We start from the raw sequence: 25,507 nt of genomic DNA, 5'->3' as shown, positions 1-25,507 counted from the left end.
TATTCGGAATGCGTATGATTGGATTCGCGTGTTCAGTAATGGCGGTGAAGTCGGAGTTCGCACCGCTCATTCAATATCTGATGCTGTTTGCCGCGATCGGTGGCGGCCTGTGGCTCATCAAAGCGGGTGTCGTCATCGAACCGCCGGCCGGGCTGCTCGAGGCCATCAATAGATCCAATGCGCGCGTGGCTCGGCTTTTCGGACGAGCGGCCACCGCATGAGCATGATGACAAACACACTCGGGCGCTATTTCGCAGGCCGCTTCGTGGTCGCGGCGCTGGGTGTTTTTGCCGGCATCTTCATGCTGCTGGTGCTGGTCGATTACATCGAGATGGTCAGGAAGACCTCGGGGCTGGTTTCGGCGTCCGCCGTCATGGTCGCGGAGACGTCGCTCTTCCGGGTGCCGCAACTGCTCGAAAAGATGATGCCGTTCTGCATGCTGATCGGCGCGATGGCATGCTATTTGGCGCTGTCGCGGCGGCTCGAACTGGTGGTGGCGCGCGCCGCCGGCGTTTCCGCCTGGCAGTTCATCGCGCCCTCGCTGGCAAGCTCGATCGTGCTCGGCGTTCTGGCGACCACCCTTTACAATCCGATGTCCGCCAGTTTGCGTGAAATCTCCAAACAGATGGAAGCCGAACTGTTCGGGTCGGCCCCCGGTGGCGGCATCCAGGATGCCCAGGGCTTCTGGATCAATCAGGTGACCGAGGAAGGCCAGGCCGTCATCAACGCCGCCCGCAGCGAGCAGCAAGGCGTGCGGCTGACCGGATTGACGGTATTTACGTTCGACAACGACTTCCAGTTCAAGGAGCGAATCGAGGCGCGGGAAGCCACCCTCGATGATGGACATTGGGTATTCAAAGGCGTGCGGCGGTACTCCCTCAACAGCGCCCCGATCGAGCAGGAGACTTTCCTGCTTCGCACCAGCCTGACGGCGGCGCAGGTTCGCAACAGCTTCTCCACGCCGGAGACTGTGTCCTTTTGGCAACTCCCGGGCTATATCCGATCTTCCGAGAGTTCGGGCTTCGCGACCGCAGGCTACCGGTTGCAGTACCATAAGCTCATTGCACAGCCGTTTTTGCTGGCTGCGATGGTGATGTTGGCCGCTTCCGTGAGCTTGCGGTTCTTCCGTTTCGGCGGCGTGCAAAAGATGGTTTTGAGTGGCGTGGGTGCGGGCTTTCTGCTCTACGTTCTGTCGAAAGTAACCGAGGATTTGAGCAAGGCTGAGTTGATGCATCCGATCGCTGCGGCGTGGTTGCCCGTGTGCGTGGGCGGCCTCACCGGCTTTTTGGCCTTGTTGTACCAGGAGGACGGGTAGTGGCCGTTGTCGCCGCCCGCCAAGGCAGGTTGTCCGCATTCCGGCGGTGCGCAGGCGCGCGCCGTCAGCGTACCCTCTTGGCCGCCGTCCGGGGTCCTGTCGTCGCGTTGATTGTCGGGCTGTTTGGCGCCGGCGCGCTCGGCATTGCCGGGAGCGCACCGGCTTCGGCGCAAAGCTTTACCTACAACCCGGTGCCCGTCCGGCCGAAACCGCCGAAGACCGCCAGCGACGGGCAGATGCTGGTCCAGGCCACCCAGGTCGATTACGACTACAACAACTCGCGGGTGTCGGCGGTCGGCAACGTGCAGATGTTCTATAACGGGACCAGCGTCGAGGCCGACAAGGTCATCTACGACCAGAAGACCAAGCGGCTGCACGCCGAAGGCAACATCCGCATGACCGATGCGGACGGCAAGATCACCTACGCCAACGTCATGGATCTGAGCGACGACTACCGTGACGGTTTCGTCGATTCGCTGCGGGTCGACACCGCCGACAACACGCGAATGGCTGCGACCCGCGCCGACCGTTCCAGCGGCAACTACACCGTGTTCCAGAATGGCGTCTACACCGCCTGCGCGCCTTGCAAGGACGATCCGAAGAAGCCGCCGCTGTGGCAGGTCAAGGGCGCGCGAATCATTCACGACCAGCTCGAGAAGATGCTCTATTTCGAGAACGCCCAGCTCGAGTTCTTCGGCGTGCCGATGGCCTACATGCCGTATTTCTCGACGCCCGATCCGACCGTGAAGCGTAAGAGCGGCTTCTTGATGCCGACGCCCAACGAGTCCACGAATATCGGCTACAGCGTCGACGTTCCGTATTACTGGGCGATCGCTCCCAACTACGACATGACCTTCGACCCCCGCTTCACGACCCAGCAGGGCGTGTTGCTGCAGGCCGAATTCCGCCAGCGGCTGATGGACGGATCGTATCAGATCCGCGCCTATGGCATCGACCAGCAGGACCCCGGTGCCTTCGTCGGCCAACCCGGAGATCGCCAGTTCCGCGGCGGCGTCGAAACCCTGGGCCAGTTCGCGCTCAACGACAAATGGGTGTGGGGCTGGGACGGCACCCTGCTCTCCGACTACTACTTCATGTCGGACTACCGGCTCGGCCTGTACAAGGATCCGCTCGGCGCCTTCCTGAACCTGCCGACCGAAGCGATCTCGCAGCTTTATCTGACCGGCGTCGGCAACCGCAGCTACTTCGACGCCCGCACCATCTACTATCTGAGCTTCTCGGGCCTGCAGAATCAGGTGCCGGTCGTAGCACCCGTGATCGATTATTCGAACGTGATCAACCATTCGGTGCTGGGCGGCGAACTCAGCTACAAGGGCAACTTCACCAGCCTGACGCGTGAAACAGCCGCCTTCGATGCGGTCAATGCGACGGCGCTGGCCAATGGCACCTGCACGACGCCTAACACCGCCGATTCTGCCGCCAAGAACATCACTCCGGCCAACTGTTTGCTGCGGGGCATGCCCGGCACCTATACGCGCGCGACGGGTGAAGTGGAATGGCGCCGCTCGTTCACCGACTCATGGGGCGAGATCTGGACGCCGTTCGCGAGCCTGCGTGCCGATGCGATCGACACCTCGATCTCCAACCAGCCGGGCGTTTCCAACTTCCTGCCGACCGGCCAGAGCCAGGCGCTGCGGGTGATGCCCACGGTCGGCCTCGAATATCGCTACCCCTTCATCAACGTTCAGCCGTGGGGCACCACCACGATCGAACCGATTGCACAGGTCATCATTCGTCCGAACGAACCCGATGCGGGCAAGCTGCCCAACGAAGACGCGCAGAGCATGACCTTCGACACCTCGAACCTGTTCAGTGTCGATAAATTCTCCGGCTATGACCGCGTCGAGGGCGGCGGCCGCGCCAATGCCGGCGTGCAGTCGACCACGCAATTCGACCATGGCGGCACCGTTACCGCGGTGTTCGGACAGTCCTACCAGTTGTTCGGCCTGAACTCCTTCGCGGTCGCCGACGCCAACAATACCGCGATCGATTCGGGTCTCGACAAGCCGGTATCGGACTATGTCGCGAGCGTCGCCTATTCGCCGAACAGGACCTATACGTTTTCCGTGCGTGGCCGATTTGACGAGGCCACCGGAAGCGCCAACCGGCTGGAGGCCGAGGCCCGCGCCAATTACGACCGCTTTTCGGTCAGCGTGCTGTACGGCGATTACGCGCCTCAGGCGGAACTGGGTTACCTGACGCGCCGCGAAGGCATTCTCACCAGCGCCTCGGTCAAGCTCACCTCCAACTGGGTGGTGAGCGGTTCCGCCCGCTACGACCTTGTCGCCAACGAGATCAACCAATATGTGATCGGCGCCGGTTACGTGGATGACTGCTTCGTGCTGGCGGCGAATTACGTTACCTCGTACGAGTATGTTGCAGGTAACACCCCGCCGACGCTCAGCCATTCGTTCATGCTGCAGATCGGTCTGCGGACCCTCGCCCAGACATCGACATCGGCGGGTGGCGGGACTGTTCAATAGAGGCGGTTCGGCACGCCACCGGCGGCGGACCAGTTGCAGGGCGCGTCCTGAAGCCCATTTCAATCGGTTGACATAGCGACGATGACCATGACGATCACATTGCTTCAACGCCTTCCACTTCTCGTCTCGGGCTGCGCCCTAGCCCTGATGTTGATGGCGTCCGGAACGCCGGCCTCCGCGCAAGTCGCGGTCATGGTCAATGGCGAACCGATCACCAATTACGACATCGAGCAGCGTTCCAAGCTCAATTTCATGTCGACGCACAAGCAGCCGACCCGGCAGGAAGTGATCGACGAACTGATCGACCAGAAGGTGAAGATCAAGGAAGCCAAGCAATTTGGCGTCGACCCGTCGGTTTCCGATATCGACGCCTCGTTTGCGGACATGAGTTCGCGGATGCGGATCACGCCCGATCAGCTAGCGAAGTCGCTCGAAAGCCAGGGCGTTCGGCCCGACACGCTGAAAGCCCGCATCAGGGCCGACATGGTCTGGACCAGTCTGGTTCGCGGGCGCTTCAAGGAGAGCCTCCAGGTCGGCGAGAGGGAAGTTGCCGCTGCCGCGCGAGAGGACAAGCCCGCTGAGGACAAGCCCGCCGAAGCCAAGCCGGGCGAGGCCACCAATGAGCAGGGCAACAAGGAAACGAGCAGCGAAAGCTTCGAGTACAAGATGCAGCCGATCGTCCTGATCGTCCCGCGCGGATCCGCGCCGGCCGCCGTCGAGCTGCGCCAGAAGGAAGCCGAAACCCTGCGCAGCCGCGTGCAAAGCTGCGACGAGGCGAATTCATTGTTCAAGGCGATGCAGAACGCCGCGATCCGCGAGCCGGTGACGAAAACCTCGGCCGACTTGCCGGCCGCATTGCGCGACCTGCTCGACAAGACCCCGATCGGACATCTGACCCCGCCGGAGACCACCAAGCAGGGCGTGGAGATGGTCGCGCTGTGCAGCAGAAAGCCGACCACGATCGACACCCCGCAGAAGAAGGCGATCCGGGACAAGATGTTCTCCGATAAATTCGAAGCGAAGTCGAAGGCGTATCTGCAGCAGGTCCGCAAGGCCGCGATGATCGAATATCGTTGATGCCGGCAAAGCCCCTCGCGCTGACTTCAGGCGAACCGGCAGGTATCGGGCCCGACATCACCATCGAGGCGTGGCTGCGCCGGAATGAACTGAAGCTCCCGCCATTTTACCTGCTCGGCGACCTCGACCTGCTGCGTGACCGCGCGAAGACGCTTGGGCTGGATGTCAGGCTGGCCGAGGTTCGCGCCGAGGACGCGCTCGCGACATTCGCAAACGCATTGCCGGTGGTCGCGACCGGATCGGTCGCGACGGCGCGGCCCGGGCAGCCTGATGGCAGCAGCGCGGGCGCAGCCATTGCTTCCATCCGCCAGGCGGTCGACGACGTGGTCGCGGGACGGGCCGGCGCGGTCGTCACCAACCCGATTGCCAAGAGCGTGCTCACCCGCGCCGGATTTCGTCACCCCGGCCATACCGAGTTCCTGGCCGAGCTCGCCACCGCCGGTGGCCACACGCCGCAACCGGTGATGCTGTTGTGGTCCCCCACCCTCGCCGTCGTCCCCGTCACCATCCATCTTCCGCTGCGCGAGGCGATCAACGAGCTGTCGCGTGATCTGATCGTCTCGACCGCGCGCATCGTGGCGGCGGACTTCAAGAGCCGTCTCGGGCTTGCCGAGCCACGTCTGGTATTGTCCGGCCTCAACCCTCACGCCGGCGAAGACGGCACACTCGGCACCGAGGAACAGACCATCGTGGCGCCCGCGGTCGAGATGCTGCGCGCCGATGGCCTCGACGTTCGCGGGCCGCTGCCGGCGGATACCCTGTTCCACGAAGCCGCGCGCCAAACCTATGATTGCGCGATCTGCATGTATCACGACCAGGCCTTGATCCCGATCAAGACGCTGGCGTTCGATGATGCCGTCAACGTCACGCTCGGGCTGCCGTTCATTCGCACCTCGCCGGATCACGGCACGGCGTTCGATATTGCCGGAACCGGCCGGGCCAATCCGTCGAGCCTGATCGCCTCGCTGCGGCTGGCCGCCCGGATGGCGGCGCGATCGGCATGAGCGCGATCGATGACCTTCCGCCGCTTCGCGAGGTCATTCGCCAACATGCTCTGTCGGCGCGCAAATCGCTTGGCCAGAACTTCCTGCTCGATCTCAACCTCACCGCGCGGATCGCGCGCGCGGCAGGCCCGCTCGAAGACGCCACCGTGATCGAGATCGGCCCGGGTCCCGGCGGGCTGACCCGCGCGCTACTGGCGCTGGGTGCGCGGCGCGTCATTGCCGTCGAGCGCGACCCGCGCGCGCTCGGCCCGCTCGACCAGATCTCACGACGCTATCCCGGGCGGCTGGAGGTGATCTGCGCCGACGCCCAGCATTTCGATCCGCGACCGCTGCTCGGCAACGTCAAGGCCAAGATCGTGGCCAACCTGCCCTACAATATCGGGACCGCGCTTCTGATCGACTGGCTGTCGATCGAGCCGTGGCCACCATGGTATGACATGATGGTGCTGATGTTTCAGCGCGAGGTGGCCGATCGGATCGTCGCCCGCGAAAATGCCGAGGCCTATGGCCGGCTCGGCGTGCTCGCGAACTGGCGCGCCGAGACCAAGATCCTGTTCGACATTTCGCCCGCAGCCTTCGTGCCGCAGCCCAAGGTCACCTCGTCGGTGGTGCGATTGGTGCCGCGCGACGCGCCGGAGCCGTGCGACCGCCGGGCGCTCGAACAGGTCGCCGCCGCGGCGTTCGGCCAGCGCCGCAAGATGCTGCGACAGAGCCTGAAATCGCTGGGGGTCGATCCGGAACGCCTGGCCGCAGCCGCCAATGTCGATGTGACGCGGCGCGCCGAGACGGTTCCGATCGCGGGCTTTGTTGCCATGGCCCGGGAATTGATCGATATACGAAACGAAAAAACCAATACTGTCTGAGGAGAAAACCTATGGGGCTGATGCGTCGCCAATCGCTGGTCAAGTTCGATGCTCCCTTATGCGAAACCATCGTCGAAGCCCCGAAGCCGCAAGGCCGAGAAGTGCTGGTCCGCATCGAGCGGTGCGGATTGTGCCATTCCGACCTGCATATCCAGGACGGCTATGCCGACCTCGGCGGCGGCAAGAAGCTCGATACGACGCGAGGCATGACGCTGCCGTTCACCTTGGGACACGAGATCGCCGGCGTCGTCGAGGAAGTCGGCGCCGATGTCGCAAAGGATCTGATCGGCGCCAAGAAGGCGGTATTTCCCTGGATCGGTTGCGGGCAGTGCCGCGACTGCCTCAATGGCGATGAGAATCTGTGCGTCAAGCAGCGCTTTCTCGGCGTCGCGATCGACGGCGGCTTTGCCAGCCATGTGCTGGTGCCCGATGCAAAATACCTGCTGGATTATGCGCCGCTATCGGTCAACCAGGCCGCCACCCTGATGTGCTCGGGTGTCACCGCCTATGGTGCGCTGAAGCGCCTGGTCGATCGGCCCCGGCAGCGCAATCTGCTGCTGATCGGCCTCGGCGGCGTCGGCATGATGGGGCTTTCGTTTGCGCAAACCATGTTCAGCCAAAAAATATCGGTCGCCGATCTGAGCGCGGCGGCGCGCGAGGCCGCATTGAACAGCGGCGCCGCGGTCGCCTACGATCCGGCCGAGGCGGATGTGGTCAAGCGCATCATCAAGGAGACTGAAGGCGGCTTCGACGAGATCGTCGATTTTGCCGGCAACGAAAAATCCATGGCCTTCGCGGTCTCGGTGCTGGCGCGTGGCGGCAAGATCGTGGTCTCCGGACTGATGGGCGGTAATTTCAGCCTGCCGATGGTGCAATGGATCTACAAGCGCATGACCATCGAGGGCTTCATGGTGGGAACGCTGGCCGAGGCCGAGGAATTGATGGCGCTGGCGCGCGCCGGCAAGATCAAGCCGACCCCGATGAAGGAAGAACCGATGGCCGACGTCCAGAAATGGATCGACGAATTGCGAGCCGGAAAAGTGGTCGGACGTATCGTTCTGAAAAACTGAAGCAGCGCTGCTGAGTGCGGCTTCGCGCGCATACCATAGCGTTTTCGAGCGAAGTGGGCACCGGTTCGCGTGAAGAAAACGCGTCAAACAAAGTCACGTGTGCCCGAACATCCTCAACCTTGACCTGTGGGCAATTCTCGCGAGGACGCCGATCAAGCCGATTTCCGCCACATTCGTGGCGCGGGCCGAGCCCGAATTAAGCCCCATGCTGTCCGGAATTGCGGCGCATTGCGACCCAAGTCTTTAACGAGATTGGGCTCGCGACGTGTTCAGTATCATCGCCGGAGCAGCCTATGCCACACCGAACCGCAAAGTTCGCCCCAGCCATCATCGCTAGTCTGCTGCTGGCGGGCGTCCGTCTGGCCACCGCATCACCCGCCGCGGCCCAAGCGGTCGACAGCTGCCTTGCCAGCCCAAAGGACCAGGCTCCCCAGGGCAGTCATTGGTATTACCGCATCGAACACCCCTCCAACCGCCATTGCTGGTATTTGCGCGGACAGCACGACGCCGCCACGCCAATTGCGCCGAACGCATCCGTCGACGCATCGCCGTCCGCAGATCCCGCATCGCTAAATCCGTCACCGCCGAATAATTCGATGACGATGCCGGGTTCGATCGCCAACGCGCACGCCGAACTGACCTCCCCACAAGCCGGCGGCGATCAGCGCAGCATCACCGCTAGCGGACAATCGCCCGCGCCGGCCGCGGGTGCGGACGCCACCGCCGGCGCCAGCCGTGCCGATGCGAACATGCTGCGATCGGTCGTGGCGTCTCGCTGGCCCGAGCAACTGGCCGCGGCTTCGTCGACCGCTCCGGATGCGAATGCGGACACTTCGAGTGCCGTGACGTCCAGTGCTTTGGCGCCATCGTCCGCGAAAGCAACCGCGCCTTCGGCCGCAACCGTGGTCCCGCTTGCTGCAGCTGATGCAGTCGGCGAAAAACAGTCCGGCTCGACCCAGATGCTGATCATCGCCATCGTCGGCGCGCTCTCGGTTGCGGGCCTCGCGGCCAGCGCGGTTGGCTATGGCGGCAGACGGAAGCTTCGTCTCGACGATATCGAGGTCGAAGCCGAAAACAGAGGCGAACGGCGCGCGATCTGGGAGACGACGCTCGCCGATCGTCCGTTGCCGTCGCCGTTCGCGGCCTCCGCCGCGATCCGGCCCAATATCGGTATCCCCCGCGAATTGCGTGAAGCCCAGGATCCCGACCACAAGATCGCGGAAATGCTGGCGCGTCTGGCGAAAAGCGCGCAGGCCTAGAGCCCGGTTCAGAACCGGGCTCTAGATTCTTGTTTTGACGCGTTTTCTTGACGCGAACCGGCATCCACGGATGCCTGTCATCGGGCGCGCAGTCGCGCGACCCGTTGGCTCGAAAACGCTATGGATCACTTCTCCAACTGCTGCTGCAGCTTGCGCACGAACGTCGTCAATCCGGTGCGGCGTTCGCGCTTGAGCCGTTCGGCCTGCAGGATCGATTGCACTTCGGCGAAGGCTTCATCGATCTCGTGATTGATCACGATGTAATCATACTCCGCCCAGTGGCTCATTTCATGGCTGGCGCGGTCCATACGTCCGCGGATCACCTCGTCTGAATCCTGGGCGCGGGAATGCAGGCGCTTTTCCAGATCCGCGGCCGATGGCGGCAGGATGAACACCGAAACGACATCGGCACGCGCTTTCTCACGCAATTGCTGGGTGCCCTGCCAGTCGATGTCGAACAACACGTCCTGCCCGGCCGACAGCGCGGCCTCGACCGGCACGCGCGGGGTGCCGTAGCGATTGTCGAATACGGTGGCCCATTCGAGCAATTCGCCCTCTTTGGCCATCGTTTCGAATCTGGATTTATCGACAAAGAAATAGTCGCGGCCATCGACCTCACCCGGCCGCATCGGTCGCGTGGTCGCCGACACCGACATTTTCAGGCCCGACGTCTTGTCGATCAAGAGCCGCGACAGCGTGGTCTTGCCCGCGCCCGACGGTGACGACAGCACAAACATCAGTCCGCGCCGTTCAACTCCGCTAAGACCGTGGCCACCAGCGCTCATCGATCACTCCAGATTCTGAACCTGCTCGCGGAATTGCTCGACCACGTTCTTCATCTCAAGCCCGGTGTTGGTCAGTTCGAGGTCGTTGGCCTTGGAGCAGCAGGTATTGACCTCGCGGTTGAATTCCTGCGCCAGGAAATCAAGCCGCCGGCCGACCGGTCCGCCCTTGCCGATCATCTCGCGGGCCTGCGAGACGTGCGAGGCGATGCGATCGAGCTCTTCGCGAATGTCGGCTTTCGCCGCGATCAGCAGCGCTTCCTGATTGAGCCGGTCGGAATCAAAGCGATCGGAGGCTTCCAGCAGTGCGGCGACCTGCTCGGCGAGACGGGCGCGGATCGCCTCGGGCTTGCGGCCTGGCGCGGCCTCGGCCTTGTTCGCCAGCCGTTCGATCTCATCCATGCGCTGGCTAAGGATTTGGCCAAGCGTCGCGCCTTCGCGTTGACGCATCCGTACGAGGTCGCCGAGCGCCTGCTCGAACGCGGCGGCAGCGGCGGCCTTCGCCGCCTTGTCTTCCGCCTCGTCGCTTTCGGGCTCGACCACTTCGATGACGCCCTTGATCGCGAGCAGTCCGTCGATGCTCGGCGCCACCGCGTCGATCCGGCCCGCGAGTTCGCCTGCAACTTTCACGATCGAGGACAGCACGTCCTCGTTGATCCGGACCGTCGAAACCGCATTGGCGCGCTTGACGCTCAAATTGGCATAGACCGTGCCGCGCGACAGCAGTTCGCCCGCCCGCTTCTTGGCCGAGGCTTCGAGCTCGTCCCATCCGGGCGGCAGCCGCATCCGCAGGTCAAAGCCCTTGGCGTTGACCGATTTCAGTTCCCACTCGAACACATACGGTCCGCTGGCGCCGTGGCTTCGCGCAAAGCCGGTCATGCTCGAAAGCGCCATTGCGTGAACTTCTCCTGATGATGCGCGCGCCAGATTCGCACGCGCTGCGAACACGACTTTAAAGCGTTTTCGTGTAAAGGGGAATTCGCTCCGGCGCCTTGCCGGTTCCCATTATTGCTGAACCACCGGGGGTGCAGCGGTGGATTGCGCCGCGCCCTGCCGGCGCGCCGGCTTTCTCGGTGCGGCCGGCTTGGCCGCAGGCGTCGCGGAGGTCGCGTCGGCTGGCGCTGCTGCCGCGGGCGCGGCCGGCTGCGGATCGTCCGCCGGCTCGACGGTGTCGTTCTGGATCTGCTTTTCCATCGCCCGCAGCTTGGCGACATTCTTCTGATGCTGGTCGTAGGTCTCGGTAAAGCTATGACCGCCGGTGCCATCGGCGACAAAAAACAGATCGCGGGTGCGGGCCGGATTGGCGGCGGCTTCCAGCGAGGCGCGGCCGGGATTGGCGATCGGTCCCGGCGGAAGGCCGTCGACCACATAGGTGTTGTAGGGCGAAGGCTGGGTGATTTCGCTGCGCTTGATCGGGCGTCCCAGCGTTCCCTTGCCGCCGACCAGTCCATAGATGATGGTCGGATCGGATTGCAGCTTCATCTTCTGCCGCAGCCGATTGACATAGACCGCCGCGACCCGGCTACGCTCATCGGCCTTGCCGGTCTCCTTCTCGATGATCGAGGCCAGGGTCACGAGCTGCTCCGGTGTCTTGACCGGAAGGTCGGGGTTGCGATGTTCCCATACTTCGGCGACCAGGCGTTTCTGCGCCTGCTGCATCCGACCAATCACCTGGTCGCGGGTGGTGCCGCGTGGAAATTTGTAGGTCTCCGGCAGCAGGGTGCCCTCGCGCGGGATTTCATTGATGGAGCCCGCAAAGATGTCGTTGTCCGAAAGGCGGGCCACGATCTGTTCGGAGGTCAGGCCTTCGGGAATCGTGACGGAATGCTGGACCACCTTGCCGTCGACCATGGTGGCGATGACACTGCGCAGGCTGGCGTTCTTCTGGAACGCATATTCACCCGGCTTGAGTTCGGAGCGCGCCTTCAGCACGATCACCGCGCCGATGAAGGCCCAGCGATTATTCTCGATCACCCCTTCGCGCTGCAGCGTGTCGGCGATATCGGCCATACCCGCGCGCGCAGGAATGTTGACGACCTTTTCGTCTTGCAGCGGACCCGGCGCCTCGATCTTCTGCATCCCGTAGTAATAGCCGCCGGCCGATCCGATCAGCAGTACCAGCACGATGGTAATGATGGCGTTGCCGACCACGACGAATGGATTGCGGGCGCGCTCGGACCGCTTGGGCGGCGGCGGGACCTGTTCGGGCTCCAGCGCGGCGCGCGGGGACCGGGGCGAAATGGGTGGCCTCTCACTCATCGATGCAACCTAAATCCTGTCGCTTCAATCGCAACCCTTGCGAAAATTCGCCGAGGTCGCAGTGCTCACCCACCGAGGCCTAGGATTTATCACCGAATGCGGCGAAACGGTGGACATAATCTCGGTATGACCCCGTCAGCCGGCCATGCGCTGCATGACCACGGACGCGTTGGTGCCGCCGAAACCGAACGAATTCGACAGCACGGTATTGACCTCGCGTTTGCGCGGCGTTCGCGGCACCAGATCGATCGACGTCTCCACCGACGGGTTGTCGAGATTGATGGTCGGCGGGACGATGTTATCGCGAATCGCCAGAACGCCGAAAATAGCCTCGATCGCGCCGGCGGCGCCGAGCAGATGTCCGGTCGATGATTTGGTCGACGACATCGACACCTTGGACGCGGCGTTGCCGAGCAGCCGCTCCACCGCACGGAGCTCGATCTCATCGCCGATCTGCGTCGATGTTCCGTGCGCATTGATGTAGTCGAGATCTGCCGCGGCAATCCCTGCGCGCTTCAGCGCCGCGCTCATGCTGCGGAAAGCACCGTCGCCATCCGGTGTCGGCGAGGTGATGTGATAGGCATCCCCCGACAGGCCATAGCCGGTCACTTCCGCATAGATCTTGGCGCCGCGCTTCACGGCGTGTTCGTATTCCTCGAGCACCACGACGCCGGCGCCCTCTCCCATCACGAAGCCGTCGCGATCCCTGTCATAGGGGCGCGAGGCTTTTTCCGGCGTGTCGTTGAAGCCGGTGGACAAGGCGCGCGACGCGCAAAAACCCGCCATCGCCAGCCGGCAGATCGGGGATTCGGTTCCGCCAGCCACCATCACGTCGGCATCGCCAAGCGCGATCAACCGGCTGGCATCGCCGATCGCATGCGCGCCGGTCGAGCAAGCGGTGACGACGGCGTGGTTGGGGCCCTTCAGTCCGTGCTCGATCGAGACGTAACCCGAAGCCAGGTTGATGAGGCGGCCGGGGATGAAGAACGGCGACACCTTGCGCGGCCCCCGCTCCTTCAGCAACAGCGCGGTATCGGCGATGCCGGACAGGCCGCCGATGCCGGAACCGATCATGGTCCCGGTGGCGCAGCGATCCTCTTCGGTGGACGGGTGCCAATCGGCGTCGTCAAGCGCCTGGCGCGCCGCGCACATCGCAAAGATGATGAAGTCGTCGACCTTGCGCTGATCCTTCGGCTCCATCCATTGATCGGGATTGAAGCTGCCGTCGGAGCCGTCGCCGCGCGGCACCACGCAGGCGATCCGGCAGGTGAGATCCGCGACCTCGAACGTTTCGATCCGCCTGGCGCCGCTCTCGCTGTTGAGGATACGTTTCCAGGTGGGCTCGATGCCGCAGCCGAGTGGGGACACTATGCCGAGGCCCGTAACGACAACCCGCCTCATATCCATCACTCCAGTCCCGGACGCGCGGCACACAACAAGAAGCCGGTGGACCGCTCAACCACGGCCCGTCCGGCTTCTTCAATACCGCGCGGGGGCGTCAGCTTTTCGCGTTCTTTTCGAGAAATTTGGTGGCGTCTCCAACGGTCAGAATTGTTTCCGCGGCATCGTCAGGAATTTCACAACCGAATTCTTCTTCAAACGCCATCACCAGCTCGACGGTATCGAGGCTGTCGGCGCCGAGGTCGTCAATGAAGCTCGCATTGTCGACTACTTTTTCGGGTTCGACACCGAGGTGTTCGACCACGATCTTTTTAACCCGCTCGCCAATCTCACTCATCGTTCAACCTCGTGCTTGTTCCATTGGACCCGTCCCTGAGACGATACGAGCCACCGTGATCGTTAAGTTTTCTTCAGTCGCGCATTGACTTGATTTGACTCCGCCGCGGCCATAAAGACCGGCGCACGACGGCAGGCTTCGCACCGCCAATATACAGGGTTTCAAAATCCTGCAATGGCCTTCTTCGCCCATCCGGAAGTTCGGTTATCATACTTCCCAACCCTTGACTACAAGCCTCGGTTCGGCCTTCGGAAAACGGGCTGCGCCCCGGTTTCACGGGTCCGCCAACCGGCTCAGATCATGGCCATCCCGCCGTTAACGTGAATCGTCTGGCCGGTGACATAAGCTGCTTCGTTCGAACTGAGATAAACCGCCGCCGCGGCGATGTCTTCGGGCGTCCCGAGCCGGCCCGCAGGAACTTTCGACAGGATGGTTTCGCGTTGCTTCTCGTTCAGCACATCCGTCATCGGCGTTGCAATAAATCCGGGCGCGATGCAGTTCGCGGTGACGTTGCGTTTGGCGTATTCGGCACCTAGCGTCTTGATCATGCCAATCAATCCGGCCTTCGAGGCGGTGTAATTGCCCTGGCCCGGATTACCGGTAACGCCGACCACCGAGGTGATCGCGATAATGCGGCCGAAACGCTTGCGCATCATCAATTTGGTAGCGGCCCGGGTCAGCCGGAAGGTCGAGGTCAAATTGACCCGGATGACCTCGTCCCAATCCTCATCCCGCAACTGCACAAACAGATTGTCCTTGGTGATACCGGCATTGGCAATCAGGATGTCCACCTGGCCCATGGCCTTTTCCGCCGACGGCACCAGGGCCTCGACCTCGGCTGAATCGGACAGATTGCAGGGCAGTACATGAACCCTCTCGCCGAGCTTGCCGGCCAGCGTGTCCAGCACCTCGCGCCGGGTTCCGGAAATGGCCACGGTGGCGCCTTGGGCGTGCAGCGCCTGCGCGATCGCACCACCGATGCCGCCCGTTGCACCCGTGACAAGCGCCGTCCTGCCCGTCAGATCGAACATCTCATTCTCCTTCCGACCGTCTAGAGCCTTTTCCGTTCCGATGAATCGGAACGGGGCTCTAGTCTTTTGTTTTGACGCGTTTTCTTCACGCGAACCGGTACCCACTTCGCTCGAAAACGCTCTAGCCCGAACGTGTTGCCGCCATCGCGTCTTTTGCCGCAGGAATATCGCCGGGACCACCGACGGAAACGCCAATCGCGCCGTCGGCGATCCGCTTGACCAGCCCGCTCAACACCTTGCCGGCGCCGATTTCGAAAAACCGCGTCACGCCCTGACTTGCCATATAAGCCACCGACTCGCGCCAGCGCACCGTTCCCGTGACCTGCTCGATCAGGCGGCGGCGGATTTCGTCGGGATCGCCGATCGGCGCGGCCAGTACGTTCGAGACCAGGCGCGACGCCGGCGGCTTGATGGTGACATCGGCAAGCGCCTTGGCCATCGCATCGGCCGCAGGCTGCATCAACCGGCAATGGAACGGCGCCGACACCGGCAGCAGCATCGCCCGCTTGGCGCCTTTGGCCCTGGCGATGTCGAGCGCGCGCTCGATCGCGGCCTTGTCGCCGGATACCACGACCTGACCGCCGCCATTATCGTTGGCGGCCTGGCAGACCTGGCCTTGCGCTGCTTCTTCCGCGACCGCGACCGCAGCCTCGTAATCGAGACCAAGCAAGGCGGCCATCGCGCCGACGCCGACCGGGACCGCCTTCTGCATCGCAAGGCCCCGGGTGCGAAGCAGCCGTGCGGTATCGCCAATACTGAGGCTGCCGGCGGCGGCGAGCGCGGAATATTCGCCCAGCGAATGGCCGGCGACGAAGGCCGCGTCCCGTCCCACCACAAAGCCGGCCTCGGTTTCCAGCACGCGCAAGGCTGCGAGCGAGACCGCCATCAGGGCCGGTTGAGCATTTTCAGTGAGTTGCAGGGTTTCGCCGGGCCCATCCCAGATGATCGCGGTCAGCTTTTCGCCGAGCGCCGAATCGACCTCGTCGAATACCGCGCGCGCCGCCGGAAAGGCATCGGCCAATGCCTTGCCCATGCCGACCGCCTGGGAACCCTGCCCCGGAAAGGTGAATGCCGCCGTCATCTAGACCCCTGAACGTCGCAAATGTAAGAAAGTTGCGCCGTAAGACACCGGGGGAGCCGGTTGTGTCAAGCCGCCGCAGCTTCGCAATCCCCGGGCACGGCACCCATTTAGGGCCACTTTGAGAGGCAGTTTCCCTGGCTGTTTCAGGCCGTTTCCCTTGCCATCGCGCTCAAAATCCGTATAAACCGCGCCATCCGTGGATCCCGGCCGGGAGCTGAACGGACGGTCTCAGCAATTTCACCTTTCTGGCGATGTTGATGTGGCAGGGCCAGTCGGCCCGTCGTCCCGTGCTTCCGCCTTCTGAGCATATCGAGTCCTTTCCGAAGGGTTCGAAGGGCTTGCCGCCGGGAACCGCGCTAACATTGGAAAGGACACCCATGCCTCTTTATGAGCATGTTTTTCTCGCGCGTCAGGATGCGAGCACCCAGCAGGTCGAGGAATTGACCACCCAGATGACCGGCATCGTCGAAGGACTCGGCGGCAAGGTCGTGAAGATGGAAAACTGGGGCCTGCGCTCCCTGACCTATCGCATGAACAAGAACCGCAAGGCGCACTTCGTGCTGCTGAACATCGATGCTCCGTCGGCCGCGGTCGCCGAGATCGAGCGGCAGGAGCGGATCAGCGAAGACGTGATTCGCTATATCAGCGTCCGCGTCGAGGAGCACGAGGAAGGCCCGTCGGCGATGATGCGCAAGGCCGATCGCGACCGCGATCGTGACGACCGTGGCGGCGGCTTCCGTGGCGACCGCGAAGGCGGCTTCCGGGGTGGCGATCGCGAAGGTGGTGGTTTCCGTGGTGGCGACCGTGAAGGCGGTGGCTTCCGTGGCGATCGTGGTCCGCGGCGCCCCCGTGATGACGACGCCCCCCCTGCAGCAACGGTTGAGGAGTAAGAATCATGGCTGAAGCTGGTGCACGCCGTCCGTTTTTCCGCCGCCGCAAGACCTGCCCGTTCACAGGCCCGAATGCGCCGAAGATCGACTACAAGGATTCCAAGCTGTTGATGCGTTACGTGTCCGAGCGCGGCAAGATTGTGCCGAGCCGCATCACCGCCGTCTCCGCCAAGAAGCAGCGTGAACTCGCGCGCGCCATCAAGCGCTCGCGTTTCCTCGGCCTGCTGCCCTACGTGATCCGGTAACACGGTAATCTTTCACTCCGCCGCGCCAACGCGGCGGAGTGACATCTTGATTTTAATTCATAAGGCTTCCGGGTCGTCCGGTCGCCGATGGTTGGGGTTCACGAGAACCTCTAACCGCTCGAAAGGAGCGGGACAGCTGATGATCGCGATCGTTCTCATTGCCATTGCGGCCGGCTGCGCGTCGGCGCTGATGTTCGCCTCGATGGTATCGGGCGAGCTGATCTCAGTGCTGCTGCTTTATTTGGCGCCCCTGCCGCTGATGGTGGCGGCGCTCGGATGGGGGCCGCTCTGTGCCACCATCGGCGGTATCGCGGCCGCGATCGCGCTCGGCGCGCTGTTCGGTCTGCCCTATTGCATCGCTTTCGTCGTCGCGATTGCCCTGCCCGCCTGGTGGCTCGGGCATCTGGCGTTGCTTGGACGGCCGACGGCCCATCAGGCATCTTCGGGCGATGGCGCAGCGCCGGCGACGCCGGTGCTCGAATGGTATCCGGTCGGCCGTATCCTGATCTGGATCGCCGGCTTTGCCGCACTGACCACGATGTCGGTCCTGCTGACGCTGGGGACCGACGCTGCGACCATCACCAGCGTGATCGGGCGCGGCCTGATGCTGATCTGGCATCCGGACGATGTGTCGAGCGAAGAAACAAAACGGACGATCGAGGCGCTCGCGAGCATCGCACCGGCGGCCGCCGCGGTCGTCGCCATGATGACGCTGACGCTCAACCTCTGGCTCGCCGCGAAAGTCACCGCGACGTCGGGACGGTTGCATCGCCCCTGGCCTGATCTTCGAAGCGTCGCGCTGCCGCCGATGACGCTGGCGGCTTTTTCGCTCGCGATCGCGTTCTGCTTTATTGGCGGGATGCCCGCGATACTGGCGCAGACCGTCACGGCCGCCTTGATGATGGCCTACGCGCTGATCGGCTTTGCCGTCCTGCACACCCTGACGCTGGCGCTGAGGAATCGTCCGATCTGGCTGAGCTTCACCTACGTGATCGTTGCGCTGTTCAGCTGGCTGATGCTGGCGATGGCCGCACTCGGTCTGGCCGACGCCGTGTTCGGCCTCAGACAACGCTATATGCGAAGCAAGCCGCCGCCGCTGCCCGCCGCATGAGCACAAAGGTTCACCCTAACTCTCAACCCACACTTCATTGCACATCAAAGGAGAACGAAGATGGAAGTCATTTTGCTGGAACGCGTCGCCAAGCTCGGCCACATGGGCGAAGTGGTCCGCGTCAAGGACGGATTTGCCCGCAATTTCCTGTTGAAGCGCGGCAAGGCGCTGCGCGCCACCACGGATAATCGCGCCAAGTTCGAGGGCATGAAGGTCGAACTCGAAGCCAACAACCTGAAGGCCAAGGGTGAGGCCACCAAGGTCGCCGAGAAGATCGACGGCCGCAACGTCGTCGTGCTGCGTCAGGCCTCCGAAACCGGTCAGCTGTTCGGTTCGGTCAGCGTTCGCGACATCATTAGCTCGTTCGAATCCGATGGCGTTACCATTGCCCGCAGCCAGGTCATGCTGGACGCGCCGATCAAGACCATCGGCAAGCACAAGATCTCGATCGCCGTGCATCCGGAAGTCGAAGTCAGCGTCAGCGTGACCGTTGCGCGCAGCGCCGACGAAGCCGAACGCATCAACCGCGGCGAGGACATCTCGACCCGCCAGGAAGATCAGGACGCCGCCGCCGAGGCGCTCGCCGCTGCCGGCGAATTCTTCGATCCGGAAGCGCGCCGCGACGAGGAACCGCAGGAAGAAGCGGCCCCCGAGTAAGCCTGCTGGCCTGCTTCGAATTGAAACCAATCAAGCCCGGCCTATCAGGCCGGGCTTGAAATTTTTGCCGTCCCGGCTTGATCGCGTGCGCCCCGCAGATCAGCCGCTCGCCGTTGCCGGCGACAACAAGTTCAATTCATATTCCCCCGTCAGAGCGCGGGGATGCTATCGCGAAATCGGAGGCTGGGGCGACGCTGCCGGAGTCGAAGATGGTGCCGGAGACGCCGCCGCCGCAGGCTCGGACGCCGCAGCTTGGGCCGGCGGAGACGCCGCTGCCGGAGCCGCAGGCTTTGCTGACGGAGCCGATGAACCAGCCGCCTGCTCCGCCGGGCCACCGGCAGGGGCGGCCGCTGCGGGCGGCGAAGCCGCCGGCGCGGGTGTGACCGCTGGCAGCGGATCGGCGCGTTGCGCCGGGGTCTGGCCAGCGGGCGCTTTCGGTGCGGTCTCTTTCGGGGATTCGACCTTGGCGGTTTCGTCCGACGGCTTGTCCGATACCTTGGCGCCATCGTTCTTGGTGGCTTCGCCCGCCGGTCTGTCTTCCTTTGTCGCGGTGGACGCCGCGGGTGCTTCGTTGCCGCTATCGGTTTTGGCGGCATCGCCTTTGGGCAGTTCCTCGCCCGGTTTGCCGCGCTTGCTCAACCGCTGCTTGGCGCTGAGCTTGCGGCCGTCGGGACCACGCTCGCCGCTCTGGCGGACGGCGGTCTCATCCTCGGCCGGTTGCGCACCCTCCTCCGCCGGACGCGCCAGCCGCTTGCGGCCCTTGCGCGCGCCGTCGTCCTGCGGCGAAATTGCAGCGCTATCCGGCTTCGCGGCCGGCTGCTGCTCGGCCTGCGGCTTCGCCGGATCTCGCGCGGGCGCGGACGTATGCACCGGACGACCCTGGCGATCGAGCTGCGGCGCAGCGCCAGGCTGGCCTTGCGGCTTGCCGTCGGATTTGGCGTCCTTGCCCTGATACCGCTTGTCGGCAGCCCCGTTGGATACAAGGTAAGAGCTGAGCAGCCCGGCCATGTCCGGGCTCGTGGTGTAGTGCTGGCGCAGGAAGCCCGGCAGCGCTGCGGCGGACATGGTCTTGAGAAGACCCCGCGGGCTCTTGTGGCAGACGGTGCAGGTCCCGGCGAAAATCTGCGAAGGACTTTTGCCGGCCTCGAGATTTGTTGCCTGCGCATGCGCCGGGGCCGCCGCGAAACAGCCGATCAGAAGCATCACCGTCGCTAAAACGAGCGCTCGGTTCAACATTCTCTTAGTTCTCCAAAATGCGGAAGGAAATCGCTTCCAGTGTCCAGATGGCAGCACCGAAGCGACGGGTCACCTTTTAGCCGATTATCCCGCGAATGGAAGCACGCAGATAAGTTGAGGGCGTGAATATGACATTTCGGAATATCCGCTTTGTGTACAACGCAGTAGCGCGCGGGAAAGTCGATATTATGTTGGCTTGAGGCGGAGAGGAAGCGGGCAGCGATTGCATTGGTCGCTGCTGGCCCTCCGGGGTGGTTTCGATGGACCGTTTGTTGCGGTACTTCCTGACGCAGTTCATTCGTCGCGGGTCGATGACGTTCACGACCGCGAGCGGGGCCAAATTCACGTGCGGAGACGGCACCGGTGAGCCGGTCTGCGTCCGCTTCCTGACCACCGACGGCGAACGTCGGATCTTGCTCAACCCGGAACTTGCGCTCGGCGAGCTCTACACGGACGGCACTTTTGTCGTCGAGCAGGGCTCGATCGCGGATGCGCTGGCGATCCTGCTGGATCAACCCGAGATATTGCCGCGCTGGGCCAAGCTGCAATGGTGGGTACGCTACCTCGTCCGGCACGCCCGGCAGTTCAATCCGCGCGGCCGGGCGCGGGAAAATGTCGCGCGGCATTACGATCTCGACGGGCGGCTCTATTCGCTGTTCCTCGATGTCGACCAGCAGTACAGCTGCGCCTATTTTGAAACGCCGGACACCAGCCTCGACGACGCGCAACTGGCCAAGAAGCGGCATCTAGCCGCCAAGCTGTTGGTGCGGCCGGGCGATCGCGTGCTCGACATCGGCTCCGGCTGGGGAGGCCTTGGGCTGTATCTGGCGGAGGTAACCGGCGCCGATGTCACCGGGGTCACGCTCTCGACCGAACAATTGCAGGTGTCGAACGCTCGGGCCGCCGAGAAGAACCTGACGGGATCGGCGAAGTTTCTGCTGGAGGACTATCGCGATATTCCCGGGCCGTTCAATCGTATCGTGTCGGTCGGCATGTTCGAGCATGTCGGCGTCGATTTCTACGAGACCTATTTCCGGCGTTGCGCCGAGCTTCTGGCCGACGACGGCGTGATGATGCTGCATTCAATCGGCCGCTCGGACGGACCCGACGTCACCAATCCCTGGATCGCGAAATATATCTTCCCGGGCGGCTATATCCCGGCGCTGTCCGAAGTGATCCCCGTGATCGAACGGGCCGGCCTGTTGGTGTGCGACATCGAAATCCTGCGGCTGCACTATGCCGAAACCCTCAAGGCATGGCGGGAGCGTTTCATGGCGCGGCGCGAGGAAGCGGTGCGGCTCTACGACGAGCGTTTTGCGCGCATGTGGGAATTCTATCTGGCATCCTCGGAAATGTCGTTCCGCAAGCAGAACCTGATGAATTTCCAGATTCAGCTCACCAAGCGTCAAGGCGTGGTGCCGATGACGCGGGACTATATCGGTCGCGAGGAAGCGAAACTGCGCGGCATCGAGCCCGGCAAGCGCCGGCGGCTGCAGATCGCCGGCGGATAAATCGCAGGTGGATAACACCTCAGATCGCGGCCCTGGTTCGGTGGCTTGACCGTGCCGCGTTGTTGACCGGCCGGTGCGGAACCACGGAACGCCCCAGTTGCTGGCGGACCATCGTCAGCAGCCCGGCGTCACACGGCGCTGTTCGCACGTTCGGGCGCGCAACCTTCTCCCGCGAGATCTTCTCCATGGTGTCGACCAGCACGGACAGCCACGCGCGCTCGCCCGAACCGGTCCGCTCGATGCCTAAGCCTTGCCCTGACCCTAACCGTTGTGGCCTGACCGCTTGACCCATTAACCTGGTTCCTGACTGCAGCCCGTAGGCAACAATTCCACCGACCGCAAAATTGTTCCCGAAAACCTACCCTTAAGATTATCCGCCGGGTGTGATCCGCTTCACAGAAGACCGGGCCCGCCTGCCCTAAACCTCCGTAATGACCCGGAAATCACCCCGACCCTCCCTCGATCCGCCGCGCCGTGACCTCGGGACCGATTACATCCTGATCGCCACCGGCATCGGAGCCGCCTTGATCGCGCTGATCTATCTCCTGCTGATTTGATTCAGCCCGGAGATCGCGGCCTGAGCCGCTCGTTGCCCCTGCCAGTATGTGCGCCGCCTTCGCCGAAAGGTTCACACCGCACCACAACATTTTCGCTCTTGGCATGCGGCCAGCGGCAGCTCACGCGAAATCATTCACGAAACCCGTCAAGCATGACGCGGTGCCCGAGAACGACTAATCCACATTTTTGATCAGCGGTGCATAGCGCCGAGCTTTCGCTTTCGCTTTGCGCCGGAGGAGCGCTTTATCGCCGCCCCGCATCCGACAAATTCCGAGAAACACTCAAGCGCATGGCCCTGACTGATTCGAACGTTCTCAAACTCGCTCCCGACGCGCCGAATCCGGCTTATCGCAGCGCGCCGCACAATATCGAGGCGGAGCAGAGTTTGCTGGGCGCGATCCTGGTCAACAATGACGCATTCTATCGGGTGTCGGACTTCCTCGAACCGAAGCATTTCTTCGAGCCGCTCCATCTGACCATCTATGAGACCGCCGGCAGCCTGATCCGGATGGGCAAGGTCGCGACCCCGGTCACGCTGAAGACATTCCTGCCGGCGGAAACCGACATCGGCGGCATGACGATCGGGCAATATCTGGCCCGCCTCGCCTCCGAGGCGACCACCATCATCAATGCCCAGGATTACGGGCGAACCGTCTATGATTTGGCGCTGCGCCGCGATCTGATTCATATCGGCGAAGACATGGTCAACGTCGCGTTCGATGCGCCGGTGGATTTCGCGCCGCGCGCGCAGATCGAGGATGCCGAGCGCAAGCTCTACGAACTGGCCGAGACCGGTCGCTATGACGGCGGGTTCCAGCGCTTCTCGCAAGCGCTGACGGTCGCGGTCGACATGGCCGCCAACGCCTATAAACGCGACGGCAAGCTGTCGGGCATCGCCACCGGATTGCGCGACCTCGACACCAAGATGGGCGGCTTGCAGCACTCCGATCTGATCGTGCTCGCCGGCCGTCCCGGCATGGGCAAGACCGCGCTCGCCACCAACATCGCCTACAACATCGCCAGGGCGCATCATGCCGAGGTCCAGCCGGACGGCACCATGAAGTCCGTCAATGGCGGCATCGTCGGCTTCTTCTCCTGCGAAATGTCGGCCGAGCAGCTCGCCACCCGTATTCTCGCCGAGCAGACCGGCATCGCCTCCAGCAACATCCGCCGCGGCGGCATCACCGAGCTGGATTTCGACAAGATCCGCAACCATTCGATCGAGCTGCAATCGCTGCCGCTCTATGTCGACGAAACCGGCGGCCTGTCGATCTCGCAACTGACCGCGCGCGCGCGACGCCTGAAGCGGCAGAAAGGCCTCGATTTGATCGTGGTCGACTACATCCAGCTGTTGCAGGGGTCGGGCAAGCGTTCCGACAACCGGGTGCAGGAAGTCACCGAGATCACCACCAGCCTCAAGGCGCTGGCCAAGGAGTTGGCCGTTCCGATCATCGCGCTGTCGCAGCTCTCGCGTCAGGTCGAAAGCCGCGACGACAAGCGGCCGCAACTGTCGGACCTGCGTGAATCCGGTTCGATCGAACAGGACGCCGACGTCGTGATGTTCGTGTACCGCGAGGAATACTATCTCACCAACAAGGAGCCGCGCCCCGGGACGCCGGAATACGCGAAGTGGCAGCTCGATATGGACCTCGCCCACGGCAAGGCCGAAGTCATCATCGCCAAGCAGCGCCACGGCCCGACCGGCATGGTCGAACTCCAATTCGAGGGCCAGTTCACCCGCTTCAGCGACCTGGCCCAGGACGGCCATTTGCCGGAACGGACCTATTAGAGCGTTTTCGAGCGAAGTGGGCACCGGTTCGCGTGAAGAAAACGCGTCATAACAAGAACTAGAGCCCCGTTCCGAAACTAGAGCCCCGTTCCGATTCAATCGGAACGGAAAAGGCTCTAGGCCGGGATCAACCCTGCTCGTCGGGGTACCGCCCGCCTGCACGGTTGAACCGCCGCTTGGCTGCGCGTAAAAGCCCGGCATGAACATCGCATCCGACCCGACAGCGGTCCCGCAAAGCACCCTGCTTTCGCCTGAAGCCCATCAGGCCGCGGCGCTCGCCACCGCGACCGGCGTGCTGACGGTCGATCTCGACGCCCTCATCGCCAACTGGCGCAAGCTCGAGAAAACCGCCGTGCCGGCCGAATGCGCCGGCGTGATCAAGGCCGACGCCTATGGCTGCGGCGCCGGGCCGGTGGCGCGCGCGCTGGCAGGCGCCGGCTGCAAGACATTCTTCGTCGCCACGCTGGACGAAGCACGCACGGTCCGCGAAGCCTTGTCGTCGGAAGGCTTGTCGTCGCAAGCCTTGTCGTCGCAAGCCTCGACGTCAGAAGGCGCGAAACTGCCTGCGCCGGCGATCTATGTGCTCGACGGTTTCTTCCAGAATAGCGGCGACGCCTATGCCAGGATCGATGCCCGGCCGGTGATCGGCGATCTCAATGAATTGGCCGAGTGGGACGTGTTCTGCCGGCGCTCCGGCTGGACCGGCGGCGCCGCCATTCACATCGACACCGGCATGAACCGGCTCGGCCTGACGATCACGGAAGCCCAGGGCATCGTGCCCAGGATCAATGCCGGCGATCACGGCATCACGCTGGTGATGAGCCACCTCGCCTGCGCCGAGACCCTCAACCATCCGCTCAACGGCAAGCAGCTTACGGCCTTCCGCGAAATCGCGAGCCTGTATTCCGGCGTGCCGGCGGCGCTGTCGAACTCGTCGGGCATTTTTCTCGGCGCGCAATTCCAGTTCGACATGGTGCGTCCGGGGGCCGCACTCTACGGCGTCAACCCGACCCCGGAAGCCGACAACCCGATGCAGCCGGTGGCCGAATTGAAAGCCCGCATCGTGCAGATCCGCAATGTCGAACGCGGTGAAGGCGTCGGCTATGGCGGCACCTGGACCGCGCGGCGGCCGACCCGGCTCGCGCTCGTTTCGGCCGGCTATGCCGACGGTTATTTCCGCGCCGCCAGCGCCAATGACGGCACCCGCGGCGCCGAAGTCGTGGTCGCCGGAAAACGCTGCCCGATCGCCGGCCGCATTTCGATGGATTTGATCGCGGTCGATATCACCGATCTGCCCAACAACGCCGTGCGGCGCGGCCACATGGTGACGCTGATCGGCGAAGGCATCACGGTCGACGAACTCGCGCATCATTTCGGCACCATCGGCTACGAAGTGCTGACCAGCCTCGGCCGCCGCTATGCGCGCGTGTACAAGGGCGGCGTTGCCGAAAATCCGCCGGCGCCTGCGCCTGTACCAGCGCCCGCTTCAGGTTAGGCGTGATCCGGGCGCAACGATGCGGCTGCCGC

The 25,507-nt window shown here is 63.4% G+C and carries 23 protein-coding genes and 1 pseudogene; 16 read left to right on the top strand and 8 right to left on the bottom strand.

All coding sequences use genetic code 11. The features are described from left to right. From GSQ88_RS35755 to GSQ88_RS18940, 8 genes and pseudogenes are all read left to right on the top strand, one after another. A pseudogene (locus GSQ88_RS35755) lies at positions 1-221 on the top strand (LPS export ABC transporter permease LptF); the annotation flags it as partial. Beyond that, positions 218-1,315 carry an LPS export ABC transporter permease LptG gene (gene lptG / locus GSQ88_RS18970; protein ID WP_159009250.1) on the top strand — a complete coding sequence of 366 codons (1,098 nt, stop codon included), beginning with the start codon at positions 218-220 and terminating at the stop codon, positions 1,313-1,315. The pseudogene GSQ88_RS35755 and the gene lptG, both read left to right, overlap by 4 nt. Next, complete coding sequence (locus GSQ88_RS18965) at positions 1,315-3,819, top strand: LPS-assembly protein LptD (RefSeq protein ID WP_174248053.1); 2,505 nt, start codon at positions 1,315-1,317, stop codon at positions 3,817-3,819. Before lptG ends, GSQ88_RS18965 begins: the two co-directional genes overlap by 1 nt. 87 nt (positions 3,820-3,906) lie before the next feature. Continuing rightward, complete coding sequence (locus GSQ88_RS18960) at positions 3,907-4,896, top strand: SurA N-terminal domain-containing protein (RefSeq protein ID WP_174248052.1); 990 nt, start codon at positions 3,907-3,909, stop codon at positions 4,894-4,896. Further along, positions 4,896-5,900, top strand: a complete 1,005-nt coding sequence (gene pdxA, locus GSQ88_RS18955; protein ID WP_502706744.1) for a 4-hydroxythreonine-4-phosphate dehydrogenase PdxA — start codon at positions 4,896-4,898, stop codon at positions 5,898-5,900. The genes GSQ88_RS18960 and pdxA overlap by 1 nt, the downstream gene beginning before the upstream one ends. Next, entirely contained in the window at positions 5,897-6,763 is an 867-nt protein-coding gene (rsmA, locus tag GSQ88_RS18950; protein WP_159009247.1) for a 16S rRNA (adenine(1518)-N(6)/adenine(1519)-N(6))-dimethyltransferase RsmA, read from the top strand. The genes pdxA and rsmA overlap by 4 nt, the downstream gene beginning before the upstream one ends. 11 nt (positions 6,764-6,774) lie before the next feature. Continuing rightward, positions 6,775-7,833 carry an alcohol dehydrogenase gene (locus GSQ88_RS18945; protein ID WP_159009246.1) on the top strand — a complete coding sequence of 353 codons (1,059 nt, stop codon included), beginning with the start codon at positions 6,775-6,777 and terminating at the stop codon, positions 7,831-7,833. A gap of 293 nt (positions 7,834-8,126) precedes the next feature. Further along, positions 8,127-9,092, top strand: a complete 966-nt coding sequence (locus GSQ88_RS18940; RefSeq protein ID WP_159009245.1) for a RodZ family helix-turn-helix domain-containing protein — start codon at positions 8,127-8,129, stop codon at positions 9,090-9,092. A 125-nt stretch (positions 9,093-9,217) separates the two neighbouring features. Here the strand turns inward: GSQ88_RS18940 and gmk are convergent, their stop codons facing one another. From gmk to fabD, 7 genes are all read right to left on the bottom strand, one after another. Then, complete coding sequence (gene gmk, locus GSQ88_RS18935; RefSeq protein ID WP_159009244.1) at positions 9,218-9,877, bottom strand: guanylate kinase; 660 nt, start codon at positions 9,875-9,877, stop codon at positions 9,218-9,220. A gap of 3 nt (positions 9,878-9,880) precedes the next feature. Further along, entirely contained in the window at positions 9,881-10,768 is an 888-nt protein-coding gene (locus GSQ88_RS18930) for a YicC/YloC family endoribonuclease (protein ID WP_159009243.1), read from the bottom strand. A gap of 111 nt (positions 10,769-10,879) precedes the next feature. Further along, the gene (mltG, locus tag GSQ88_RS18925; RefSeq protein ID WP_159009242.1) at positions 10,880-12,133 is read right to left on the bottom strand and encodes an endolytic transglycosylase MltG; all 1,254 of its coding nucleotides are present in this window, start codon (positions 12,131-12,133) and stop codon (positions 10,880-10,882) included. A 135-nt stretch (positions 12,134-12,268) separates the two neighbouring features. Next, positions 12,269-13,534 (bottom strand): beta-ketoacyl-ACP synthase II, encoded by a 1,266-nt coding sequence (fabF, locus tag GSQ88_RS18920; RefSeq protein ID WP_159009241.1) that lies wholly within the window; start codon positions 13,532-13,534, stop codon positions 12,269-12,271. Between the two features lie 97 nt (positions 13,535-13,631). Further along, positions 13,632-13,871, bottom strand: a complete 240-nt coding sequence (locus GSQ88_RS18915; protein WP_006610957.1) for an acyl carrier protein — start codon at positions 13,869-13,871, stop codon at positions 13,632-13,634. A 293-nt stretch (positions 13,872-14,164) separates the two neighbouring features. Next, positions 14,165-14,902 carry a 3-oxoacyl-[acyl-carrier-protein] reductase gene (gene fabG / locus GSQ88_RS18910; protein WP_159009240.1) on the bottom strand — a complete coding sequence of 246 codons (738 nt, stop codon included), beginning with the start codon at positions 14,900-14,902 and terminating at the stop codon, positions 14,165-14,167. Positions 14,903-15,023: 121 nt separating this feature from the next. Next, positions 15,024-15,983, bottom strand: a complete 960-nt coding sequence (gene fabD / locus GSQ88_RS18905) for an ACP S-malonyltransferase (RefSeq protein WP_159009239.1) — start codon at positions 15,981-15,983, stop codon at positions 15,024-15,026. 377 nt (positions 15,984-16,360) lie between these two features. On the opposite strand from fabD, the gene rpsF reads away from it, so the two are divergent. The 4 genes from rpsF to rplI all read left to right on the top strand — a co-directional run bounded on the left by rpsF (position 16,361) and on the right by rplI (position 18,886). Beyond that, a complete protein-coding gene (rpsF, locus tag GSQ88_RS18900) occupies positions 16,361-16,873 on the top strand; it encodes a 30S ribosomal protein S6 (protein ID WP_159009238.1) in 513 nt (170 codons plus the stop codon). Between the two features lie 5 nt (positions 16,874-16,878). Beyond that, positions 16,879-17,118, top strand: coding sequence for a 30S ribosomal protein S18 (rpsR, locus tag GSQ88_RS18895; RefSeq protein WP_002711478.1), 240 nt, complete (start codon positions 16,879-16,881; stop codon positions 17,116-17,118). Positions 17,119-17,257: 139 nt separating this feature from the next. After that, a complete protein-coding gene (locus tag GSQ88_RS18890; protein ID WP_159009237.1) occupies positions 17,258-18,229 on the top strand; it encodes a DUF2232 domain-containing protein in 972 nt (323 codons plus the stop codon). Between the two features lie 60 nt (positions 18,230-18,289). Further along, positions 18,290-18,886, top strand: coding sequence for a 50S ribosomal protein L9 (gene rplI, locus GSQ88_RS18885; RefSeq protein WP_159009236.1), 597 nt, complete (start codon positions 18,290-18,292; stop codon positions 18,884-18,886). 165 nt (positions 18,887-19,051) lie between these two features. On the opposite strand, the gene GSQ88_RS18880 is transcribed toward rplI, so the two are convergent. After that, positions 19,052-20,122, bottom strand: coding sequence for a hypothetical protein (locus GSQ88_RS18880; protein ID WP_159009235.1), 1,071 nt, complete (start codon positions 20,120-20,122; stop codon positions 19,052-19,054). A 260-nt stretch (positions 20,123-20,382) separates the two neighbouring features. Between GSQ88_RS18880 and GSQ88_RS18875 the strand changes: the two genes are divergently transcribed. The 4 genes from GSQ88_RS18875 to alr all read left to right on the top strand — a co-directional run bounded on the left by GSQ88_RS18875 (position 20,383) and on the right by alr (position 25,475). Next, positions 20,383-21,633, top strand: a complete 1,251-nt coding sequence (locus GSQ88_RS18875) for a cyclopropane fatty acid synthase (RefSeq protein ID WP_159009234.1) — start codon at positions 20,383-20,385, stop codon at positions 21,631-21,633. Positions 21,634-22,064: 431 nt separating this feature from the next. After that, positions 22,065-22,190, top strand: a complete 126-nt coding sequence (locus GSQ88_RS35995; RefSeq protein WP_283810694.1) for a hypothetical protein — start codon at positions 22,065-22,067, stop codon at positions 22,188-22,190. A gap of 290 nt (positions 22,191-22,480) precedes the next feature. Then, positions 22,481-23,980 carry a replicative DNA helicase gene (locus tag GSQ88_RS18870; protein WP_159009233.1) on the top strand — a complete coding sequence of 500 codons (1,500 nt, stop codon included), beginning with the start codon at positions 22,481-22,483 and terminating at the stop codon, positions 23,978-23,980. Between the two features lie 205 nt (positions 23,981-24,185). Beyond that, on the top strand, positions 24,186-25,475 hold the full coding sequence (gene alr, locus GSQ88_RS18865; protein WP_174248070.1) for an alanine racemase: 1,290 nt from the start codon (positions 24,186-24,188) through the stop codon (positions 25,473-25,475). Positions 25,476-25,507: the final 32 nt, after the last annotated feature.

Source organism: Bradyrhizobium sp. S69 (assembly GCF_009766005.1).
Taxonomy (GTDB): Bacteria; Pseudomonadota; Alphaproteobacteria; order Rhizobiales; family Xanthobacteraceae; genus Bradyrhizobium.
The sequence above is the reverse complement of the archived record's forward strand: the minus strand, read 5'-3'. Positions and strand labels throughout refer to the sequence as shown.

Coding starts and splice junctions, on each gene's coding strand:
- lptG (WP_159009250.1), top strand. CDS start 218: ATGAGCATGATGACAAACACACTCGGGCGCTATTTCGCAGGCCGCTTC.
- GSQ88_RS18960 (WP_174248052.1), top strand. CDS start 3,907: ATGACGATCACATTGCTTCAACGCCTTCCACTTCTCGTCTCGGGCTGC.
- pdxA (WP_502706744.1), top strand. CDS start 4,896: ATGCCGGCAAAGCCCCTCGCGCTGACTTCAGGCGAACCGGCAGGTATC.
- rsmA (WP_159009247.1), top strand. CDS start 5,897: ATGAGCGCGATCGATGACCTTCCGCCGCTTCGCGAGGTCATTCGCCAA.
- GSQ88_RS18945 (WP_159009246.1), top strand. CDS start 6,775: ATGGGGCTGATGCGTCGCCAATCGCTGGTCAAGTTCGATGCTCCCTTA.
- GSQ88_RS18940 (WP_159009245.1), top strand. CDS start 8,127: ATGCCACACCGAACCGCAAAGTTCGCCCCAGCCATCATCGCTAGTCTG.
- gmk (WP_159009244.1), bottom strand. CDS start 9,877: ATGAGCGCTGGTGGCCACGGTCTTAGCGGAGTTGAACGGCGCGGACTG.
- GSQ88_RS18930 (WP_159009243.1), bottom strand. CDS start 10,768: ATGGCGCTTTCGAGCATGACCGGCTTTGCGCGAAGCCACGGCGCCAGC.
- mltG (WP_159009242.1), bottom strand. CDS start 12,133: ATGAGTGAGAGGCCACCCATTTCGCCCCGGTCCCCGCGCGCCGCGCTG.
- fabF (WP_159009241.1), bottom strand. CDS start 13,534: ATGAGGCGGGTTGTCGTTACGGGCCTCGGCATAGTGTCCCCACTCGGC.
- GSQ88_RS18915 (WP_006610957.1), bottom strand. CDS start 13,871: ATGAGTGAGATTGGCGAGCGGGTTAAAAAGATCGTGGTCGAACACCTC.
- fabG (WP_159009240.1), bottom strand. CDS start 14,902: ATGTTCGATCTGACGGGCAGGACGGCGCTTGTCACGGGTGCAACGGGC.
- fabD (WP_159009239.1), bottom strand. CDS start 15,983: ATGACGGCGGCATTCACCTTTCCGGGGCAGGGTTCCCAGGCGGTCGGC.
- rpsF (WP_159009238.1), top strand. CDS start 16,361: ATGCCTCTTTATGAGCATGTTTTTCTCGCGCGTCAGGATGCGAGCACC.
- rpsR (WP_002711478.1), top strand. CDS start 16,879: ATGGCTGAAGCTGGTGCACGCCGTCCGTTTTTCCGCCGCCGCAAGACC.
- GSQ88_RS18890 (WP_159009237.1), top strand. CDS start 17,258: ATGATCGCGATCGTTCTCATTGCCATTGCGGCCGGCTGCGCGTCGGCG.
- rplI (WP_159009236.1), top strand. CDS start 18,290: ATGGAAGTCATTTTGCTGGAACGCGTCGCCAAGCTCGGCCACATGGGC.
- GSQ88_RS18880 (WP_159009235.1), bottom strand. CDS start 20,122: ATGTTGAACCGAGCGCTCGTTTTAGCGACGGTGATGCTTCTGATCGGC.
- GSQ88_RS18875 (WP_159009234.1), top strand. CDS start 20,383: ATGGACCGTTTGTTGCGGTACTTCCTGACGCAGTTCATTCGTCGCGGG.
- GSQ88_RS35995 (WP_283810694.1), top strand. CDS start 22,065: ATGACCCGGAAATCACCCCGACCCTCCCTCGATCCGCCGCGCCGTGAC.
- GSQ88_RS18870 (WP_159009233.1), top strand. CDS start 22,481: ATGGCCCTGACTGATTCGAACGTTCTCAAACTCGCTCCCGACGCGCCG.